The 19,307-nt window shown below is 70.3% G+C and carries 17 protein-coding genes and 1 tRNA gene; 10 read left to right on the top strand and 8 right to left on the bottom strand.

Annotation, left to right across the window (positions count from 1 at the left end):
- Positions 1 to 663: a dihydroxyacetone kinase subunit DhaL gene (gene dhaL, locus DEU37_RS06510; protein WP_121189783.1), complete on the top strand. Its 663-nt coding sequence runs from the start codon at positions 1 to 3 to the stop codon at positions 661 to 663.
- On the top strand, positions 660 to 1,409 hold the full coding sequence (locus DEU37_RS06505; protein ID WP_121189782.1) for an HPr family phosphocarrier protein: 750 nt from the start codon (positions 660 to 662) through the stop codon (positions 1,407 to 1,409). The genes dhaL and DEU37_RS06505 overlap by 4 nt, the downstream gene beginning before the upstream one ends.
- Before the next feature lie 3 nt (positions 1,410 to 1,412).
- Here DEU37_RS06505 and DEU37_RS06500 read toward each other — a convergent pair whose 3' ends face one another.
- Positions 1,413 to 2,546: a DUF4192 family protein gene (locus DEU37_RS06500; protein WP_121189781.1), complete on the bottom strand. Its 1,134-nt coding sequence runs from the start codon at positions 2,544 to 2,546 to the stop codon at positions 1,413 to 1,415.
- Between the two features lie 116 nt (positions 2,547 to 2,662).
- On the opposite strand from DEU37_RS06500, the gene DEU37_RS06495 reads away from it, so the two are divergent.
- The 3 genes from DEU37_RS06495 to DEU37_RS06485 all read left to right on the top strand — a co-directional run bounded on the left by DEU37_RS06495 (position 2,663) and on the right by DEU37_RS06485 (position 7,160).
- Entirely contained in the window at positions 2,663 to 2,875 is a 213-nt protein-coding gene (locus DEU37_RS06495) for a hypothetical protein (RefSeq protein WP_036282681.1), read from the top strand.
- A gap of 50 nt (positions 2,876 to 2,925) precedes the next feature.
- Positions 2,926 to 4,386 (top strand): cardiolipin synthase, encoded by a 1,461-nt coding sequence (gene cls, locus DEU37_RS06490; protein WP_121189779.1) that lies wholly within the window; start codon positions 2,926 to 2,928, stop codon positions 4,384 to 4,386.
- A gap of 248 nt (positions 4,387 to 4,634) precedes the next feature.
- On the top strand, positions 4,635 to 7,160 hold the full coding sequence (locus tag DEU37_RS06485; protein WP_121189778.1) for an ATP-dependent Clp protease ATP-binding subunit: 2,526 nt from the start codon (positions 4,635 to 4,637) through the stop codon (positions 7,158 to 7,160).
- 219 nt (positions 7,161 to 7,379) lie between these two features.
- Here DEU37_RS06485 and DEU37_RS06480 read toward each other — a convergent pair whose 3' ends face one another.
- Genes DEU37_RS06480 through DEU37_RS06470 form a run of 3 tightly spaced genes read right to left on the bottom strand, consistent with a single transcriptional unit; the run spans position 7,380 to position 11,574 of the window.
- A complete protein-coding gene (locus DEU37_RS06480) occupies positions 7,380 to 8,123 on the bottom strand; it encodes a gamma-glutamyl-gamma-aminobutyrate hydrolase family protein (RefSeq protein ID WP_121189777.1) in 744 nt (247 codons plus the stop codon).
- On the bottom strand, positions 8,120 to 9,049 hold the full coding sequence (locus DEU37_RS06475; RefSeq protein ID WP_121189776.1) for a transglutaminase family protein: 930 nt from the start codon (positions 9,047 to 9,049) through the stop codon (positions 8,120 to 8,122). The genes DEU37_RS06480 and DEU37_RS06475 overlap by 4 nt, the downstream gene beginning before the upstream one ends.
- Positions 9,046 to 11,574, bottom strand: a complete 2,529-nt coding sequence (locus tag DEU37_RS06470; protein ID WP_121189775.1) for a circularly permuted type 2 ATP-grasp protein — start codon at positions 11,572 to 11,574, stop codon at positions 9,046 to 9,048. The genes DEU37_RS06475 and DEU37_RS06470 overlap by 4 nt, the downstream gene beginning before the upstream one ends.
- A gap of 47 nt (positions 11,575 to 11,621) precedes the next feature.
- Between DEU37_RS06470 and DEU37_RS06465 the strand changes: the two genes are divergently transcribed.
- The 3 genes from DEU37_RS06465 to DEU37_RS06455 all read left to right on the top strand — a co-directional run bounded on the left by DEU37_RS06465 (position 11,622) and on the right by DEU37_RS06455 (position 13,627).
- Positions 11,622 to 12,155 carry an amino-acid N-acetyltransferase gene (locus DEU37_RS06465; RefSeq protein ID WP_121189774.1) on the top strand — a complete coding sequence of 178 codons (534 nt, stop codon included), beginning with the start codon at positions 11,622 to 11,624 and terminating at the stop codon, positions 12,153 to 12,155.
- Between the two features lie 51 nt (positions 12,156 to 12,206).
- Entirely contained in the window at positions 12,207 to 12,890 is a 684-nt protein-coding gene (locus tag DEU37_RS06460; protein ID WP_259457175.1) for a hypothetical protein, read from the top strand.
- Between the two features lie 329 nt (positions 12,891 to 13,219).
- On the top strand, positions 13,220 to 13,627 hold the full coding sequence (locus tag DEU37_RS06455; RefSeq protein ID WP_005050643.1) for a hypothetical protein: 408 nt from the start codon (positions 13,220 to 13,222) through the stop codon (positions 13,625 to 13,627).
- Between the two features lie 165 nt (positions 13,628 to 13,792).
- Here DEU37_RS06455 and radA read toward each other — a convergent pair whose 3' ends face one another.
- Both radA and DEU37_RS06445 read right to left on the bottom strand, forming a co-directional pair.
- On the bottom strand, positions 13,793 to 15,148 hold the full coding sequence (gene radA / locus DEU37_RS06450) for a DNA repair protein RadA (RefSeq protein ID WP_121189773.1): 1,356 nt from the start codon (positions 15,146 to 15,148) through the stop codon (positions 13,793 to 13,795).
- Positions 15,149 to 15,210: 62 nt separating this feature from the next.
- Positions 15,211 to 16,164 carry an L-lactate dehydrogenase gene (locus DEU37_RS06445; RefSeq protein WP_121189772.1) on the bottom strand — a complete coding sequence of 318 codons (954 nt, stop codon included), beginning with the start codon at positions 16,162 to 16,164 and terminating at the stop codon, positions 15,211 to 15,213.
- A gap of 113 nt (positions 16,165 to 16,277) precedes the next feature.
- Here DEU37_RS06445 and DEU37_RS06440 point away from each other — a divergent pair, with 113 nt between their 5' ends.
- A complete protein-coding gene (locus tag DEU37_RS06440; RefSeq protein WP_121189771.1) occupies positions 16,278 to 16,982 on the top strand; it encodes a DUF899 family protein in 705 nt (234 codons plus the stop codon).
- On the opposite strand, the gene DEU37_RS06435 is transcribed toward DEU37_RS06440, so the two are convergent.
- Complete coding sequence (locus tag DEU37_RS06435; protein WP_121189770.1) at positions 16,952 to 18,349, bottom strand: MFS transporter; 1,398 nt, start codon at positions 18,347 to 18,349, stop codon at positions 16,952 to 16,954. The genes DEU37_RS06440 and DEU37_RS06435 overlap by 31 nt on opposite strands.
- 257 nt (positions 18,350 to 18,606) lie before the next feature.
- Between DEU37_RS06435 and DEU37_RS06430 the strand changes: the two genes are divergently transcribed.
- Positions 18,607 to 18,697 (top strand) — tRNA-Ser (locus DEU37_RS06430).
- Positions 18,698 to 18,782: 85 nt separating this feature from the next.
- On the opposite strand, the gene DEU37_RS06425 is transcribed toward DEU37_RS06430, so the two are convergent.
- A complete protein-coding gene (locus DEU37_RS06425; protein WP_121189769.1) occupies positions 18,783 to 19,169 on the bottom strand; it encodes a hypothetical protein in 387 nt (128 codons plus the stop codon).
- Between the last annotated feature and the right edge of the window lie 138 nt (positions 19,170 to 19,307).

Genomic DNA, 19,307 nt, shown 5'->3' with positions numbered 1-19,307 from the left:
ATGACGGATGCCGCGACGACCGACACCGTGACGCTCGAGCTTCTCGACCGGTGGGTGCGTCTCAGCGACGCGCGGCTGACGACGGAGGCCGACCGCCTCACCGCGCTCGATTCTGCGATCGGCGACGCCGACCACGGCACGAACATGCTCCGCGGCTTCACGGCGATCGTGGCGAAGCTCGATGCCACCCCGCCGCAGACGGTGCCGGAGTTCTTCAAGGCCGTCGGCATGACTCTCGTCAGCAAAGTCGGTGGGGCGAGCGGATCGCTCTACGGCACCCTGTTCCTCGACATGGGCAAGAACGCGCCCGCCGGAGCATCGATGTCGGCCGCGGAGTGGGCGCACGCGCTGTCGGCCGGCGTCGCCGCGGTCGTCGCCCGAGGACATGCGCAGCCGGGTGACAAGACCATGATCGACGCGTTCGGCCCGGCGCTGGAGGCTCTCGACACGGCGCTGTCGAGCGGGAGAACGCTCGCCGACGCGGCAGCGGCAGCGGCTGACGCCGCCGAGCAGGGCAGCGCAGACACCGAGCCGCTCGTGGCGCGGAAGGGTCGCGCCTCCTATCTGGGTGAGCGCAGCGTCGGTCACGTGGACCCGGGGTCGGCGTCGACAGCGTTGCTGCTGCGAGCCTTCGCGGATGCCGCTGCCAGGGAAGCCGCGTGATCGGGTTCGTCGTCGTCTCGCACAGTGAGGCTCTGGCCGAGGCCGCCGTCGAGCTGGCGATGCAGATGATCCATGGCGAGGCGCCCCCCGTGCGGATCGCCTCGGGGGCAGACGGTGGCTTCGGCACGGATGCGGTGGCCATCGCAGACGCCATCGACGCGCTCGCCGACACCGACGGCGTGCTGATCATCACCGACCTCGGCTCCGCGGTGCTCAGCTCGCAGCTCGCCCTCGACCTGCGGACGAGCACCGTCCCCGTGCGGATCAGCGACGGCCCGTTCGTGGAGGGCATCACCGCCGGACTCGTGCGCGCGGCGACGGGCGGCGGTCTCGACGAGGTCGCGACGGAGGTCTCGTCCGCGCTGGCGGCCAAGCAGGCGCACGCCTCCGCGGCATCCATGGACGCTCCGACGCCCGGGGCGGCCTCCGCGGCCCCCGCTGACGCCGCGGCGGGGGACGTGTCCGTCGACGCGGTGCTGCGCAACCCGATGGGATTGCACTCCCGACCGGCGGCCCTCGTCGTCAAGGCCGTCGGCGGCTTCGACGCGGACGTCTCGATCGCGAACGTGACGACCGGTGCCGGCCCGGCGTCAGCCCTCAGCATGATCGGACTGCTGGCTCTGGGGGCCGCGGGCGGCGCCACCGTACGCATCAGCGCGGGCGGACCGGATGCCGCCGCCGCCGTCGACGCGGTGCGCCGGCTCGTCGACGACGGTTTCGGCGAATTCGAGCAGCCGCCGGCCTGACCTCTACCGCGCACGGAACGCCCAATCGGGCAGATGCCCGGCGGCGACGAACGACCCGACGATCTCGGCCAAGCCGTGCCGCGGGTCGGCATGGAGGGCCTGGCGGACGTAGGCCTCGGCGTGGGTGGAGCGTCCACGGGCCCACGCGATCCAGGCGCACACCGCCAGGGCGCCCGCCCGGCGCTTCTTCGGCATGAGGGCGGCGACGTTGCGCGCCAGGCGCAGCGCCGCGTCCAGGCGCGTCGCGTCGGGGCGCGGGCCGTCTCCCCACATCACCTCGGCGAGATCGCTCGGGTACAGCTCGCCGTCCTCCCAGCGCCGTTGCGCCTCCATCGCGGCATCTCCGCCGTCGACATCGGTCGCCCACTGCACGAGCGCGACGTCGCGGAGCCCTGCCCGGGCGAGGCACCAGCCGATCGACGCGGCATCCATCGGGGCCAGATCATCCGGGTTCCACGACAGCGCCCGCTCGAACAGTGCCGGCAGATCGTCGAGGGCGCACGCGGCCTGCAGAGCCGCCGGATCGATGCGGACGGCTGCAGACCCGCTCATCCGCGGGATGCCGCAGATGGTCTCGAGCGCCGCGTCCAGTGACCGCAGCGCCTGCCCGACCGCCCGGCGCCGCGCAGCGCCCGGCAACGGCAGCTGCGCCCCGGCCGCCTGGTCCACCGCGGGCGGGCCGTCCACGGCCTCGGGCGGAAGATCGTCGCGCGGCGTGATCTTCTCCAGGGCGTGACCCCCGGGCGGCAGACGGTCCGACAGCGCCGATCCCCAGCCGTTCGCCGCGACGACGAACGCCTCGGCGATCGGCAGTCCGCACTCGTCGGCGCGCGTGCGGAGGGCCTCGATGACGGCGCGGTGGGGGAGAACGGGCGACGGATCGGTGCTGATCTCGGCATCCGTGTAGACGACCAGCATCACCGCCTCGACGTCGACGATCCGACAGGCCATGCCGATGATGCTGGCGGCGGCGCCGGCCGCCGCGGTCTCGGACGGAAGGTCGACCCGCATCACGCCGAGGGTGCGCCCCTGCAACAGGGGGACGACCACGACGCTGTCGCGCGGCGTGCAGCCGAGCAGGTGCGGAAGAACGGAGAGGAACTGTGCCGCATCGGCGGCGCGGACGATCGTGGACATGCGGAGAGTCTGGGCTTCTCGCCGCGAGGGAAGCGGGGATGCGGCGCCGCCGTGGAGAACCCGTGACCACGCGGCGTCTGGGGAGGAGCCTGCACGCGGCGGCGTACCATGGAGCCATGGACTCGTACTGGACCGCCGTCGCCTGGTCGCTGCTGCCGACCGTCGTCGTGCTGGGACTGTTCGTGTTCGTGCTGCGCGCCATCATCCGGATGGACCGCTCGGAGCGCCGCGTCTACGCGCGCATCGAGAACGAAGAACGTGCCAAGCGGGGCCTGCCGCCCGTCGGCACTGCCGACACGGCAGCCCCCGAGGCTCCGCGCGCCACCTGAGCCGCCCGTTCTCGATACGCTGAGCGGAGTCCGACAGCGGGGAGAGCGACGTGGATCAGACCGGATGGACCCTCGCCTGGGTGATCCTGGTCTTCGTCACCGACGTCACGGTTCGCATCCTTGCGATCATCATCGTCCCCCGCAACCGCCGCCCGACGGCCGCGATGGCCTGGCTGCTGGCCATCTATTTCATCCCGCTCGTCGGCGTGCTGCTGTTCCTGCTGATCGGCAACCCGCGTCTGCCGCGCAAGCGTCGCAAGATGCAGCAGCAGATCAACGACTACATCCGCACGACCAGCCACGGCCTCGACCTCGGAACCCTCCGGCCCGACCCGCCTCTGTGGTTCGCGCAGCTCGTGCGTCTCAATCGCAACCTCGGCGCCATGCCGCTGTCCGGGGAGAACGCCGCGAGGCTGATCTCGGGGTACCAGGAGAGCATCGACGAGATGGCTGCGGCCATCCGGCAGGCCACCAGTTACGTCCATGTCGAGTTCTACATCCTGCAGGCCGACAAGACGACAGCGGGCTTCTTCGACGCGCTGGAGGATGCCGTGAACCGCGGTGTCGTCGTGCGGGTGCTGCTGGACCACTGGGCCAACCGCGGCAAGCCCTTCTACGCCGAGACCTGCCGCCGGCTCGACGCGATGGGCGCCGATTGGCAGCTCATGCTTCCGGTGCAGCCGCTGCGGGGCAAGTATCAGCGGCCCGATCTGCGCAACCACCGCAAGCTCCTCGTCGTCGACGGCCACACGGCGTTCATGGGCTCGCAGAACGTCACCGACTCGACCTACAACCTGCCCAAGAACATCAAGCGAGGCCTGCACTGGGTCGACATGATGACGCGCCTGGACGGGCCCGTCGTCGCCTCCGTCAACGCGGTCTTCCTCAGCGACTGGTACAGCGAGACCGACCAGATCGTCGAGGGCATCGAGCTGTTCGACGTGCGCACGGGCGACGGTGACCTCGACTGCCAGGTCATCCCATCCGGCCCCGGCTTCGAGTTCCAGAACAACCTCAAGCTGTTCATGACGCTGCTGTTCGCGGCCCGCGAGAAGATCATCATCGTCTCGCCCTACTTCGTGCCCGACGAGGGCCTGCTGCTCGCGATCCAGACCGCCTGCCAACGCGGGGTCCACGTCGAGCTCTTCGTCTCCGAAGAGGGCGACCAGGCGATGGTCTACCACGCTCAGCGCAGCTACTACGAAGCGCTGCTGCGCGGCGGCGTCAAGATCTGGATGTACGAGAAGCCGTTCATCCTGCACTCCAAGTCGATGTCCGTCGACGACGAGGTCGCCGTCATCGGCTCGAGCAACATGGACATGCGCAGCTTCGGTCTGAACCTCGAGATCTCGCTGCTCGTGCGCGGCGAGGACTTCGTGTCGCAGCTGCGCGCCGTCGAGGACGAGTACCGCGGGCTCAGCCGCGAGCTCACGCTCGAGGAATGGGAGAAGCAGCCGCTGCGCTCCACGGTGCTCGACAACCTGGCCCGCCTCACCTCTGCGCTGCAGTAGCCCGCGGCCCGGCGCGTGCTTCGGTTGGCGCTCGCGCCGGAAACCGGCGGCCGAGTCCCGGCGTACGCGCCAACTGAACCAGCGGTGCGCCGCTCAGCGGGTGCGCACGAGCCGGGTGGCCGGTCGGCCCCTCGTCGAGCGGATGCCGGGGCGGTGCGCCGACGGCGAACACGGGCATACCGGCATTCGCTGATCGTTACCCTCGACGTAAGCGCACCAGAAGACGTGCGCCTGAGGAGTGTCGACGAATGTTCGAGAGATTCACGGACCGTGCCCGTCGTGTGGTTGTCCTCGCCCAAGAAGAGGCGAAGATGCTCAACCACAACTACATCGGCACCGAGCACATCCTGCTCGGTCTCATCCATGAGGGCGAGGGCGTCGCCGCCAAGGCGCTCGAGAGCCTGGGGATCTCGCTGGACGCCGTCCGCGAGCAGGTCCAGGACATCATCGGCCAGGGTCAGCAGCAGCCGACCGGCCACATCCCCTTCACGCCCCGTGCGAAGAAGGTGCTGGAGCTGAGCCTGCGCGAGGCGCTGCAGCTCGGCCACAACTACATCGGCACCGAGCACATCCTGCTCGGTCTCATCCGCGAGGGCGAGGGCGTCGCCGCCCAGGTGCTCGTCAAGCTCGGCGCCGACCTCAACAAGGTGCGCCAGCAGGTCATCCAGCTGCTCAGCGGATACCAGGGCAAGGAGCCCGCAGGCGTCGCCGCCGGTGCCGGCGAGCAGAACCAGCAGGCCACCCAGGGCGGCTCGGCAGTGCTCGACCAGTTCGGCCGCAACCTCACGCAGGCCGCGCGCGACAACAAGCTCGACCCCGTGATCGGACGCGAGAAGGAGATCGAGCGGGTCATGCAGATCCTCTCGCGCCGCTCGAAGAACAACCCGGTCCTCATCGGTGAGCCCGGCGTCGGAAAGACCGCCGTCGTTGAGGGACTCGCCCAGGCGATCGTGAAGAACGACGTCCCCGAGACGCTCAAGGACAAGCAGGTCTACTCGCTCGACCTCGGCTCGCTCATCGCCGGTTCCCGCTACCGCGGCGACTTCGAGGAGCGCCTCAAGAAGGTCACCAAGGAGATCCGCACCCGCGGCGACATTATCGTCTTCATCGACGAGATCCACACCCTCGTGGGTGCCGGCGCCGCCGAGGGTGCGATCGACGCCGCCTCGATCCTGAAGCCGCTGCTGGCCCGCGGCGAGCTGCAGACGATCGGTGCGACGACCCTCGACGAGTACCGCAAGCACTTCGAGAAGGATGCCGCCCTCGAGCGCCGCTTCCAGCCGATCCAGGTCGCCGAGCCGAGCCTGCCCCACGCGATCAACATCCTGAAGGGGCTGCGCGACCGCTACGAGGCGCACCACAAGGTGCAGATCACCGACGGCGCGATCGTCGCCGCCGCGAACCTGGCCGACCGCTACATCAGCGACCGCTTCCTGCCCGACAAGGCGATCGACCTGATCGACGAGGCCGGCGCGCGCCTGCGTCTGTCGATCCTGTCGAGCCCGCCGGAGCTGCGCGAGTTCGATGAGAAGATCGCCAAGGTCCGCGAAGACAAGGAGACCGCCAGCGAGGAACAGGACTTCGAGAAGGCCGCGGCCCTCCGCGACGAGGAGAAGTCGCTGCTCGCCGAGCGTCTGCGCCTCGAGAAGCAGTGGCGCAGCGGCGATGTCGCCAGCCACGCGGTGGTCGACGAGGGTCTGATCGCCGAGGTGCTCGCGCAGGCCACCGGCATCCCCGTCTTCAAGCTCACCGAGGAGGAGACCAGCCGTCTCGTCTTCATGGAGAAGGCGCTGCACCAGCGTGTCATCGGTCAGGAGGAGGCGATCGCGGCCCTCAGCCGCACGATCCGCCGCCAGCGCGCCGGGCTCAAGGATCCGAAGCGTCCCAGCGGCTCGTTCATCTTCGCCGGCCCCACGGGTGTCGGAAAGACCGAGCTCGCCAAGGCTCTCGCCGAGTTCCTGTTCGACGACGAAGGCGCGCTGATCTCGCTGGACATGAGCGAGTTCGGCGAGAAGCACACCGTCTCGCGCCTGTTCGGTGCCCCTCCCGGCTTCGTCGGATTCGAAGAGGGCGGCCAGCTCACCGAGAAGGTGCGGCGCAAGCCGTTCTCGGTCGTGCTCTTCGACGAGATCGAGAAGGCCCACCCCGACATCTTCAACTCGCTGCTGCAGATCCTCGAAGAGGGGCGCCTGACCGACGGTCAGGGTCGCGTCGTCGACTTCAAGAACACGGTCATCATCATGACCACCAACCTCGGTTCGTCGGCCATCGCCGGCGGCCCGGTCGGGTTCCAGGTCGAAGGCAACTCGCAGACGACGTACGAGCGGATGAAGGGCAAGGTCGACGAGGAGCTGAAGCGTCACTTCAAGCCGGAGTTCCTCAACCGCGTCGATGACGTCATCGTCTTCCCGCAGCTGAGCAAGCCGGAGCTGCGCCAGATCGTCGGCCTCTTCACGAAGCGGCTGAGCGAGCGCCTGCTCGACCGCGACATGACCGTCGAGCTCACCGACGCCGCCAAGGACCGCCTCATCGAGATCGGGTTCGACCCGACCCTCGGTGCCCGCCCCCTGCGCCGCGCCATGCAGCGCGAGGTCGAGGATCAGCTGTCCGAGCGGATCCTGCACGGCGAGCTCAACCCCGGTGACCACGTCAAGGTGGATGCCGACAACGGCAAGTTCCTGTTCGAGCACGGTCCCCGCGGCGAGAAGGTCGCGGTGGGTGTCGGTGCGGCCGGCGCGATCGAGGCCACCCCGGACATCGTCGCCGGAAGCTGAGCCGGCTCGAGGGCTGCACGAAGGGGCGGATGCTGCGGCATCCGCCCCTTCGGCGTCCGCGGGTGGGCGCGGGGCGTTTCGACTCGGCGCTGCGCGCCTCGCTCAACGACCGGGGTGCGCTGCGCGCCTCGCTCAACGACCGGGGTGCGCTGCGCGCCTCGCTCAACGACCGCGGTGTGCGCTGTCCGGTCGTTGAGCGAGCGGAGCGAGTCGAAACGGCTACCGTGCGGCGCGGAAGCCGCGCGCCTCGGCGACGAGCGCCGCGAACAGGCGCCGGTCGGCGGCATCCTCTTCGGGGTGCCATTGCACGGCGACGAACCAGGGCCCTTCGACCGTCTCGATCCCCTGCGGGAGGCCGTCGTCGCTGCGGGCGCTGACCACGAGGCCGTCGCCCACCCGGTCGATGCCCTGGTGGTGGTAGCTGCGCACCGACAGGTCGCCGGCGCCGACGATGCCCGCCAGGCGTGTGCCCTCCGCGATGGTCGCGGTGTTCGTCGCGAACACGCCCCCGCCCAGCTGGTAGCGGCCGGTGCCGAGCGCATCCGGCAGATGCTGATGCAGCGTGCCGCCGGCGGCGACGTTCGCCAGCTGCAGGCCCCGGCAGATGCCGAGCACGGGGATGCCGCGACGACGTGCGCCGGCCAGCAACGCCAACTCCCAGGCATCGCGGTCGGTGCGGGGCTCGTCGGTCTCCGGATGGGGTTCGGCGCCGTAGAGGGCGGGATCGACATCGAGGCCCCCGGTGAGCACCAGCGCGTCGAGGCCGTCGAGCACGGCGTCGGCCGCGGCATCCGGATCGGGCTGCGGGGGCAGCAGCACGCCCGCGCCGCCGACCGCCGTGATCGCGTCGAGGTACACCTGGGGCAGGAAGGCCGCCCGCACATCCCAGACGCCCTGCTGGGCGCGCTCGAGGTAGGTCGTAAGTCCGACGACGGGCCGTCGGCCGGCGGTGGGCGCGCTCATGCGATTCCTGTCGCTGCGGGAGGGAGGGAGGAAGCGGGCGTCGCCTCGCCGAGCGGAGCCACGTCGACCGAGACGCGCAACGTCGAGTTCTTCGCCTTGGTGAAGATGATGCCGCGTACCGGCGCGACATCCCCGTAGTCGCGTCCCCACGCCACCGTCACGTAACGGTCGTTCGCCCATTGATCGTTCGTCGGGTCGATCGCCAGCCACTGGTCGGTGCCGGGCAGCCACACGGCCAGCCACGCATGCGATGCGTCCGCGCCGAACACCCGCTCCTTGCCGGGCGGCGGCTGGGTCGCCAGGTAGCCAGAGACGTACCGGGCGGCGACGCCGTGCGCGCGCAGACACGCGAGCGCCACGTGCGCGAAGTCCTGACAGACCCCGGCCCGCGCCCGCATCGCATCGGCCACGGTGCTGGTGACGGTGGTCGCCGTCTTGTCGTAGTCGAAGTCGCGGTAGATCCGCTGCATCAGATCGGTCGCGGCTTCGCCGATGGGCCGACCGGGCGTGAGAGAGACCGCACCGTACGCCGCCGCCTCCGGCTCGTGGCGCACCCGCGGCGATTCCAGCGCGTACTCGACGGCTCTCCACGCCTCCGGCAGATGCGTGTTGAGCATCGGGCGAGCCTGCTCCCACGGGCGCGCGAGCGCATCGGCGTCGTACGCGGGCGCCTCGACGGCGACCACGCTCGACGCGGTGATCGTCAGCGCCTCGTGCGGGTCGGTGAGGTGGAAGTACGTGGCCGCGTTGCCGAACGCGTCGGTGTCGGGCCCGATGTCGCCCGGGGCCGGGTCGACCTGGACGCTCGCTTCGGTGACCTCCTGCCAGGGCAGGCCGCGGGGCACGAGATGGAACTGGCCGACGCTGTCCTGCACGGGCTTGCCGTAGGTGTAGGCGGTGCGGTGCCAGACACGGTAACGCCTCACGCGCGCGCCTCCATCAACTCGACGAGGGACAACTCGGTCATCGCGACGGCCGGCGGTCCGCTCTCGAAGTGGAGATGGGTGACGGCATCCGAGAGCTGTTCGAGCTGCGCCGTCACGCCGGCCAAGAACTCGACGAGCGCATCGCGTCGACCGTTCTCGACGGCATCCAGCGCGGCGACGTCGATGGCGGCGAGTTCCGTCTCGAGGTGATCGAGCAGTCGCTCCGCACGGGTCGACCCCGTGGATGCCGGCATGGCGGCCAGATGCTCGCGCAGACGTGCGAGAGCGAACGCAAGCGAGCGGGGGTTGCTGTGATCGAGCAACAGGAGATCGAGCACGTCGGCGGCCCGCATCGATCCGCGGTAGCGCCGGCGGTGTGTCACGACACTCTCGGCGGCCAGGAGCACCGCCTCCAAGACGCTCCGCTCGGCGCGGGGAGCGTGGCGCTCGGCGAGACCCGTCGCCAGCAGTTCGGACAGCTGAAGCCCGCGCTCGAGGAAGCGGCCCGCTTCGATCATGTGCCAGCCGGTGTCACGGATCATGTTCGCCGTGATGCCATACAGCGACAGCATGGCCGACAGCATCCGGCCCCCCGACTCCGCCGTCCGGTGCGGGTGCGCCGAGCCGCGCAGTGCACGGGTGGCGCGATCGATCGTCGCGAAGACCCGCCAGGTGTCACCGGAGAGCTGGTCGCGGACGCCTTCCATCGCCTCGCGCAGGCGCGCGATCGCGTGCGCGGCCGAGCCGGGGCGGCGCACGTCCAGCAGCAGCGATCGGAACTCCGCCTCGGGGTCGAGAGAGCGCATGCCGGCCAGGCGCCCGAGCACGTCCAACAGCACGCGGGGGCTCTCGGCCAGCCGGCCCGCCACATAGGCGCGCGGCTGGTCGAGCTCGGTCTGCGCCGTCAACAGCAGTCGGAGCAGATCTTCCGCGCGCTCCGCGTAGCGGCCGGTCCAGAACATGTCGGCGTGTGCGCGGGGAGCCAGCGGCGGGATGCTGCGGGCCGTGGGCGCGGGTGCGATCTCGGTCAGGTTCTGGTCGGGGTCGTCCTCCGACGCCTTCAGCACCCACACGTCCTTCGTCCGCGGCAGAGCGTCGGGGCTCTCCCGCACGGTCGCCAGACCCCCGACGAGCGGGCGGTACGCCGAGCCGTAGCGCAACGCGAACGCGCGGAGCGTCAGGGGCAGTGCGTCGATGCGCGCGCCGAGATCGTCGGCGCTCGACCAGACCGGCGTCTGCGAGAGCGGCAGCAGATCCTGCCCGACGAAACGGTGCGGCGCCGACGCGATCCGCGCGATCAGCTCGTCGGCGGACATCTCGCTGAACGCCTTGCGCGGTTCATCGATCGTGCGCACGATGAGACCGCGATCGCCCGCGCGCAGGCGCGACAGGACGCTGTCGCGGGCCTCCGGCTCGCCGCACCACACGGTCGGCACCGATGGGATGCGCAGCTGCTCGCCGAGCAGGTATTCGCACGCCGCCGGAAGGTAGGGGAGCAGCCCCGGGTTCTCCAGCACGCCGGCACCGAGGCCGTTCACCAAGCGCACATGACCGCGGCGCACGGCTTCGCTGAGTCCGGCCACGCCCAGTCGCGAGTCGCCGCGCAGCTCCAGGGGGTCGCACCACGCGGCATCCACTCTCCGGATGATGACGTCGATGCGGTCGGCGGGACGGGTGCGGGGCCAGCCGGCGGGCTTCATCCAGACGAACCCGTCGCGGACGACGAGGTCGCTGCCCTGCACGAGGGGGAAACCGAGCGCGCTCGCCAGGAACGCCTGGTCGAATGCCGTTTCGCTCAGCGTGCCGGGAGTGAGGATCACGACCCGCGGGTCGTCGATCTCGGCGGCCACCGACGACAGCAGCGCCGCCCGCAGTGCCGAGAAGTACGGGTCGATGCGGTGGAGGTTCTCCTCCTGGAACAGATCCGGCAGCACCTGCGAGATCACGCGGCGGTTCTCCGCGGCGAAGCCCAGACCCGACGGCGCCTGCACGCGATCGGCGAGGACGTGCCATTCGCCCTCGGCGTCGCGCCCGAGATCGGTCGCCGCCAGTAGCAGCGGATGAGGGTCGACGGCGCTCGCGCGGGCCAACGGTCGGGTGAAACCGGAGTGGCCGAACACGACAGCCGACGGCACGATGCCTTCGCGCATGAGGTTCTGCGGTCCGTACAGGTCGACGAGCAGCGCGTTCAGCAGCTCCGCCCGCTGCGCGAGGCCGACCTCCAACGGCGACCACCCGGCCGCGTCGAACACGAACGGCACGGGGTCCAGCTGCCACGGCTGCGGTCCGGAGTCGCCGCGCAGATAGGAGACGCCGTCGTCCGCGAGAAAACGCGCGATCTCGCCGTCGACACGCTGCAGATCCTCGCCGGTGAGGCTCAGGGCGTGCGCAGCCAGGGCCTTCCACGCCGGTCGCAGCGACCCGTCGGCATCCACGAACTCGTCGTAGCGGACAGACTCCGCCGACGGTGACAACGGCAGCGTCGGCTGCGACACCGTCGCGGCATAGTCGCGCAACACACTCACGGCGAAGTCCTTCCCGGCTCCAGCGTAGGGGGCAATACAGTGGGTCGGTGACCCTTGCCGACCCCGCCGAAGGCGCCAACCCGTCCCGCCCGGTCGTCCGGCCGGCGCGGACCTCGGATGTCCGCGGCATCCTGGCCCTGCTCGAGCCCTGGGTGCAGCGACGGATCCTGCTCGGCAAGGAGATCGTCACACTCTACGAGTCGGTGCAGGAGTTCGTCGTCGCCGAGGTCGACGGCGAACTCATCGGCTGCGGCGCCCTGCACGTGATGTGGGAAGACCTGGGCGAGATCCGCACGCTCATCGTCGCGGAGAACTGGCTCCATCACGGCGTCGGCGGGGCGATCGTGACCCAGCTGGAGGCCCGCGGGATCGAGCTCGGTCTGTCGCGGCTGTTCTGTCTCACCTTCGAGGTCGACTTCTTCCGCCGTCGCGGTTTCGCCCCCATCGGTGAGCAGGTCGTCGACCCCGACGTGTACTCGCAGCTGCTGCGCAGCCCCGACGAGGGTGTCGCGGAGTTCCTCGACCTCGCGCACGTCAAGCCGAACACCCTCGGCAACACGCGCATGCTGAAGAACCTCTGAGCCCCGCGCGCCACGGCGAAGGAGAGGGATGCCGCGGCCTAGCCTGGAGGGGTGAGCACCCCGACGCGCCGTTCGCGACGCCCCAGTCCCGCCGTCTATCGGCGCCGACGACTCGTCGCCGTGTTGATCGTCCTCGTCGTCATCGCGGCTGTCGTCCTCGTGATCTGGCAGCCGTGGCGCGGGTCACAGGCTGCCGCACCCGTATCGAGCCCGTCGGTCACCACGCCCGTCGCGTCGGCGTCGACTCCTCCCGCGTCGGCGGCGCCCGCGGAAGCCTCAGCGGCGCCGGTGGCACCGAACCCCACCCCCGAGGCGTCGGGGACGGCGCCCACGGTTGCGGCGTGTTCGACGGCGGCCATCTCGGTGCAGGCGGTCACTGATCAGGACGTGTACAGCGCCGGCGAGCTGCCTAAACTGTCGATCACGCTCTCGAACACATCGGGTGCGCCGTGCCTGATCAACGTGGGAACCGCGACACAGTCGTTCGTGATCACCAGCGGCACCGACACGTGGTGGCGCTCGACCGACTGCCAGTCGGAGTCGAGCGATCAGGTCGTTCAGCTGGCAGCGGGCCAGACGGTCTCGAGCGTGACGCCGCTGCAGTGGGACCGCACGCGATCGTCGGTCGACACCTGCGGATCGTCGCGGCCGCAGGCCTCGCCCGGCTATTACCACCTGTCGGTCTCGATCGGCGGCATCCAGGCGGCGGACACGAAGGTGTTCGAACTGCGCTGAACCCGTGTTCTTGCCCGTCGGCGATATCTAGATAGCGATATATCTCTGACTCTGAGAGATTTCTCATCTGAGAGCCTCCCTGCACGCCGCGGGCGCGGCTAGCCTTGTTTATAGCTCTCGTGGTGAGCCACCGTCGCCCCCAACGGCGGTCGTCGTGTCATCCCCAAGACCGGCGTTCGGCAGATTGCCCGATGAGCCCAGGCCCTCTCGATCCTCCCAGCCCCCAATGTGGGGATCGAGAGGGCCCCCCCTTTTCTGGCCGGGGTCCGTGATGTCGCGCGCGGCCGGCGAGCCGCCGCGGCGTGCGAGGCCCCTCGTATGCTGGAGGGATGGCCGGGAAGAAGCGCGCGAAGACTCCGCTCGAATTCCGCAACACGCAGCTCGCGGATGCCCTGCAGACGCAGGACATGGCCGCGCTGGCGTTCGCCCTGCGGCACGGTCCGACGGTGGTACCCCTCTTGCGGCCGGGGCAGCGCGACGATCCGCGCGACACCGGCGAGGTCTGGACGTACCGCGACTCGAACACCGGCGACATCGCGCTGCTGCTGTTCAGCGATGCCGCGAACAAGCCCGCCGCTCTTCCCCCTGCCGTCGCGCTGCAGTCGCCGGATTGGCTGCGCGCCTTCCTCACGGCTCACGAATCCGAGATCACCACGGTGTTCTTCGACATCGCGGGACCGCACGCGATGCAGGCCGCGCCGGCGGATCTGCTGGCGGCGCTCGCGTTCGAAGCCTGACGCGCGTCTCGGCGGTCGGTGCGGGCGTTTCGACTCGGACGCTGCGCGCCCTCGCGCAACGACCGGTGGATACCCCCCCCCGGGCGTTGAGCGAGCGCAGCGAGTCGAAACGCGGTGCGATACCCCGGGTGTTGAGCGAGCGCAGCGAGTCGAAACGCGGTGCGATCAGAAGTCGGGGCGGTCGCCCGGTTCGACGGGATGGCGTTGTGCGAGGTCACGCAGGGCGCCGCGCAGGTCGCGGGATGCCGTGTCGATGACGGATCGGTAGCCGACCCGGTTCGCCTCGTTGCGGCGCTGCTCATGGGAGGTGACCGCTCGCACTTCGCCGGCGAGGCTCAGCTCACCGATGGCGACCAGACCCTTCGGGGTGGCGCGCCCCGTGATCGCGCTCGCGACGGCGAGGGCGATGGCGAGGTCGGCGGCCGGCTCGATCAGGCGCACGCCGCCCACGGTGGAGACGTAGACGTCCTGGTCGGACACCCGGATGCCGGCGCGCTTCTCCAGCACCGCGAGCACCATCGCCACGCGTGCGCCGTCGACGCCGCTGACGATGCGTCGTGGGTTCGGTCCCGAGCCGGGCAGCGTGAGCGCCTGCACTTCGACCGGCAGGGCGCGGCGCCCCTCCATGGCGATCGTCACACAGGTGCCGGGTTCGCGTGACCCGTGGCCGAGGAACAGGGCGCTCGGGTCGGGCACCTCGGCGATGCCGCTACTGGTCTGCTCGAAGCAGCCGACCTCGTCGGTCGCACCGAACCGGTTCTTCAGGGCGCGGACGAAGCGCAGCGCGGTCTGCCGATCGCCCTCGAAGTGGCACACGACATCGACCAGGTGCTCCAACACGCGCGGCCCCGCGACCTGCCCGTCTTTCGTGACGTGGCCGACGATGATGACCGGAAGATCGCGTTCCTTCGCCACGCGGATGAGCGTCGACGCCACCTCGCGCACCTGGCTGGGATGCCCCGGGGCTCCGTCGACGAGGCTGGAGGCGACCGTCTGCACCGAGTCGACGATCAACAGCTCGGGACGTGTGTCGTCGACGTGCCCCAGGATCGTCGCGAGGTCGGTCTCGCTCGCGAGATAGAGATCGTCGTGGAGGGCCCCCGTGCGCTCGGCGCGCAACCGCACCTGTCCGAGCGATTCCTCGGCGCTGACGTACAGCACGCGCCGACCGGCGCGGGCGGTCTGTGCGGCGACCTCGAGCAGCAGCGTCGACTTTCCGACGCCGGGCTCGCCGGACAGCAGGATCGCCGCTCCCGGCACGAGCCCACCGCCCAGCACGCGGTCGAACTCGCCGACGCCGGTGGTCCGTCGCGGTGTCTCGCGGGTGTCGATCGAGGTGATGGGGCGCGCCGCACGGGTGGGAGTGAGCGGCGTCACCGCGTGCACCGGAGCCGAAGACACCGCCTCGACCACCGTTCCCCACTGCTGGCACTCGCCGCACCGCCCGACCCACTTCGCGCTCGTCCAGCCGCACTCCGTGCAGCGGTACGCGCTGGTGGTCGCGGTGCGCTTGGATGCCATGCGTTCAGGCTAGTCGCGGCATCCGACAGTGGCGTCGGGCGCCCCGCGGGCGGGGCGAACGATCAGCGCAGGGAGTCGGCGACCTCGCGGAGCGCATCGGCCGAGCGACGGAACAGGCCGAGCTCGTGGTCGGAGAACGACGTCTCGCGGATCGGCACGGCGCCGGCGGCCGAGACGACCGCGGGCACCGACAGGGCGACACCGCTGACGCCGTGGAAGTCGTCGAGCACCGCCGAGACCGGCATGACCGCGTGCTCGTCGTCGAGGATCGCCTCGACGATGCGGGCGCTGGACAGGCCGATGGCGTAGTTGGTCGCGCCCTTGCCCTGGATGACCTTGTACGCGGCATCCCGCACGTCGACGGCGATCTGGTCGAGCTCCTCGACCGTGAACTTCGGCTGGCCGTCGAGCGGCTGCCAGTCGAGGATCGGGACGTTGCCGACCGTCGCGTGCGACCACAGCGGGAACTCGGTGTCGCCGTGCTCGCCCACGATGTAGGCGTGCACGCTGGAGATGGAGACGCCCGCGCGCTGCGCGATCTTCCAGCGCAGGCGCGAGGTGTCCAGCACGGTGCCGGACGCGAAGATCCGCTCGTAGGGCAGGCCGGTGGCCTCTTGCGCGAGCACCGTCAGCACATCGCACGGGTTCGTGACGATGACGAACGTGGCATCGGGGGCGACGTCGAGCAGCTGCGGCATCATCGACTTGAGGATGTTGGCGTTGACGCCGGCCAGCTCGATGCGCGTCTGACCCGGCCGCTGCTTCGCGCCGGCGGTGATCACGACGACGTGCGAGCCCTTCGCGACCGAGATGTCGGCGCCGCCGATGATGTCGCTCGACCCGGTGAACTGGGCGCCGTGGGCGAGATCGAGCACCTCGGCCTCGGTCTTCTCGGCGGCGATGTCGTAGAGGGCGACGTGGCGCGCGGAGCCGCGGATGAGGGCTGCGTAGGCCACGGACGATCCGACCGCTCCTGCGCCGACGACGGTCAGTTTCGAGTTCTCGATCACGCTCATGGCCCCAGTCTGACAGGCCGGGGGATGCCGCGGCCACCGCGTGCAGCAGCCGTGCCAAACCGCGGCGTGCAGGGGGTCTTGCGGGCGGCATCCGAGGGGCGAACGATGGCCGCATGACGGAAGATGCCCCTGCGCTGCCCCCGGTGGTCGATCTCGAGACGTGGCGACGCGAGGTGGCCGCCCTGCGCGTGCGCGAGAAGGCGGCCACGCGCGAGCTCGACGCGATCGCGGCCCAGCGGCGGCGCCTGCCGATGGTCGAGCTACCCGCTTACGTTCTCGAGGGTCCCGACGGTCCCGTGCGGCTCGTCGACCTCTTCGGCGACAGGCGGCAGCTGATCGTCTACAGCCACATGTGGACGGACGGGAAGCAGTGGCAGTGTCCGGGCTGTACGAGTTGGACGGCCCAGTTCACGCGGCTGGAGTTCCTCGACGACTACGACGCGCGGTTCGTCATCGTGACGCAGGGACCCATCGATGAGGCGCCCGCCTACAAGGAGCGGGTCGGCAATCGCATGGACTGGTACTCGACGGCGAACAGTTCGTTCGGAGCCGACATGGGGGCGCCGCCCGACGCGGGATTCGCCGTGAACGTGTTCCTCAGAGATGGGGAGAAGGTGTACCGCACCTGGCACACCGACGGTCGCGGCACCGAGCAGCTCGGGCACCTCCACGGGCTCATCGACGTACTGCCGTACGGGCGGCAGGAAGCCTGGGAGGATTCGCCGGGCGGGTGGCCGCAGCATCCGACGTACGAGGGCGGCATCGGGTCGCCCGGCATTGCAGCGCTCTATGGGCCGGGAGGCTCCGCGGCCGGCTGAGCCTGCCCGGCGGAGGACGGGTTGCGGATGCCGCCGAGCGCGACGAGGCCGCCGACGACGAGGAGCGCGGCCGTCGTGATCGCCGCGCGGTGGAAGCCCGCGAGATCGAGGGTTCCGCCGGTGATGGCCGCCAGTGCGGCGATCGGGAGGAGCCCCGCGACGCGGGCGACGGCGTTGTTGACGGCCGAGGCGATGCCGGAGCGGTCCGGGTCGGTCGCGCCGAGGATCGTGGACGTCAGCGGCGACACCGTGAGCGCGAGTCCCAGACCGAACACGATCATCCCCGGCAGCACCTGCCACCAGTAGTCGAAGTCATCGGCGACGAGAAGCAGGAGCAGGGCGCCGCCGGCCATGATCAGCGGGCCTGCGGTCATGAACAGCCGGGGTCCCCACCGGCCGACCAGAGCGCCGATGCGTGCGCTCAGGGCGATCATGAGCAGTGTCGTCGGCAGGCTCGCGAGTCCGGCGAGGGTGGCGCTGAGGCCCGCGCCCTGCTGCAGATAGATCGCGAGCACGAAGCCGTTGAGCGACAGGGCGGCATAGATGAAGAGAGTCGAGAGGTTGCCGGCGGAGAAGTTGCGGCTGCGGAAGAGGTCGAGGGGCAGGATCGGATCGGCAACGTGACGCTGGCGCCACACGAACCCGGCGAGCAGGACGAGCCCCGCGAGCCCCGGCATCCAGATCGCCGGTGAGGTCCAGCCGAGGTTGGGCTGCTCGATGAGGGCGAACACCGCCGCGCCGAGGCCGAGGGTGCACATGATCGCCCCGAGCACATCGACGTGGGCGCCGGCGCGGCGCTCGTCGCTGTGGGTGAGTCGGCTGAGCAGCCACAGGGCGACGGCGATGGGAAGGAGGTTGATCCCGAACGCCCATCGCCACGAGGAGTTGTCGACGATCATTCCGCCCACCAGGGGGCCCACGATCATGGCCGCGGTGGTGGATGCCGTCCAGATGCCGATCGCGCGGGAGCGCAGCGGGTCGTGCATCGTGGCGGTGATGAGGGCGAGCGAGCTCGGGACGAGGAATGCCCCGGCCGCTCCCTGCACCGCGCGCGCCGCGACGAGCAGCTCGGGGGAGGGGGACAGGGCGACGGCGACCGAGGCGACGCCGAAGCCGATGAGGCCGATGCGCAGCACGAGGATGCGGCCGAACGCGTCGCTGACGGCGCCCGCGACGAGGATGAGCGCGCCGAGGGTCACGAGGTAGGCGTCGACCGTCCACTGCTGGGTGGACAGGCCTCCGCCGAGGTCGCGCGCGATGGCCGGCAGGGCGACGTTGACGATCGTGCCGTCGAGGAAAGCGACGAACGACCCCAGGATGGCGATCACGAGGACGAGACGCTGCTGCGGCGTCATCTTCGGCGCCATCACCCGTGCTTTCCCATGCCCCTCACGCTAGGCGGCCCCGGCGACATCGTGAAGGGGGTGGGCAGGGCCACCCTCGACGCGGCCGGTTCGCGGCGCGGCGCGGATTCCGAGGAGATGTCGCGATCTGAGGATCGTTGTGGGCGGACGGCTCCTCGGCATCCGACATCTCCTCGTTTCCCTCCGCTGCGTCGGGAACCGAGAGGGGTGGGGTGTGAGCCGGTTCGCGGCATCCCGCGGAGTGTCGTAAGCTAGTCGGCGGTGACGTGTCCGAGCGGCCGAAGGTGCAACTCTCGAAAAGTTGTGTAGGGTAACCCCCTACCGTGGGTTCAAATCCCACCGTCACCGCCACGTGAGTCACGTTGAAACCCCCTGCGAGCGTTAGCTTGCCGGGGGTTTCTGCGTGACGGGCTGCTACAGCTTCGGCGCCTGCCGGTCAGCCGCTGTAGCGGACGTAGAAGGAGCCGGGTCCGCAGGTGTACGTCGCGGGCCCGACGGTGTGCACGCCTTCTCCGAGGCGTGCACAGGTCTGCGAGGCATCTACCAGGGTAGCGCCGACCACGAAGACGATCACGAGCGTCGCGGCGACCCCGATGCCCGCGATGACGACGCCCGCGAGTGCGAGCCCGTTGCGGTGTCCGCTCCGACGAGAGCCGACCAGGGCGATGATGCTGATCACGAGGCCGGCCACATTGAGGACGACGAAGAACGACAGCACGAATCCGACGATGCCGAACGTGCGGTAGGCATCCGGGGCGACGGCCGGCGGCGGTGGCGCCGTGGGGCGAGGGGCGCCGTCGAGGGCATCCGCAGGGAGCGACATGGCCTGACCCTATCGGGTGGCCGGGGTGCGAAGGAGAACCACCGATTCCGGTGGTCGAACCGGCCTCGCCGAGGCAGCCGCTGCGGGCACGATGGCCCTTAACGTGACCGACCTGGGACTTGTCGGGCACGTCGCCGC

Source organism: Microbacterium sp. AG790 (genome assembly GCF_003634765.1).
GTDB lineage: Bacteria > Actinomycetota > Actinomycetes > Actinomycetales > Microbacteriaceae > Microbacterium.
Note: the sequence above shows the minus strand (reverse complement) of the source record. Positions and strands in the feature narration are given on the sequence as shown.

Coding starts and splice junctions, on each gene's coding strand:
- dhaL (WP_121189783.1), top strand. CDS start 1: ATGACGGATGCCGCGACGACCGACACCGTGACGCTCGAGCTTCTCGAC.
- DEU37_RS06500 (WP_121189781.1), bottom strand. CDS start 2,546: ATGTCCACGATCGTCCGCGCCGCCGATGCGGCACAGTTCCTCTCCGTT.
- DEU37_RS06495 (WP_036282681.1), top strand. CDS start 2,663: ATGGACTCGTACTGGACCGCCGTCGCCTGGTCGCTGCTGCCGACCGTC.
- DEU37_RS06485 (WP_121189778.1), top strand. CDS start 4,635: ATGTTCGAGAGATTCACGGACCGTGCCCGTCGTGTGGTTGTCCTCGCC.
- DEU37_RS06480 (WP_121189777.1), bottom strand. CDS start 8,123: ATGAGCGCGCCCACCGCCGGCCGACGGCCCGTCGTCGGACTTACGACC.
- DEU37_RS06455 (WP_005050643.1), top strand. CDS start 13,220: ATGGCCGGGAAGAAGCGCGCGAAGACTCCGCTCGAATTCCGCAACACG.
- radA (WP_121189773.1), bottom strand. CDS start 15,148: ATGGCATCCAAGCGCACCGCGACCACCAGCGCGTACCGCTGCACGGAG.
- DEU37_RS06445 (WP_121189772.1), bottom strand. CDS start 16,164: ATGAGCGTGATCGAGAACTCGAAACTGACCGTCGTCGGCGCAGGAGCG.
- DEU37_RS06440 (WP_121189771.1), top strand. CDS start 16,278: ATGACGGAAGATGCCCCTGCGCTGCCCCCGGTGGTCGATCTCGAGACG.
- DEU37_RS06435 (WP_121189770.1), bottom strand. CDS start 18,349: ATGGCGCCGAAGATGACGCCGCAGCAGCGTCTCGTCCTCGTGATCGCC.
- DEU37_RS06425 (WP_121189769.1), bottom strand. CDS start 19,169: ATGTCGCTCCCTGCGGATGCCCTCGACGGCGCCCCTCGCCCCACGGCG.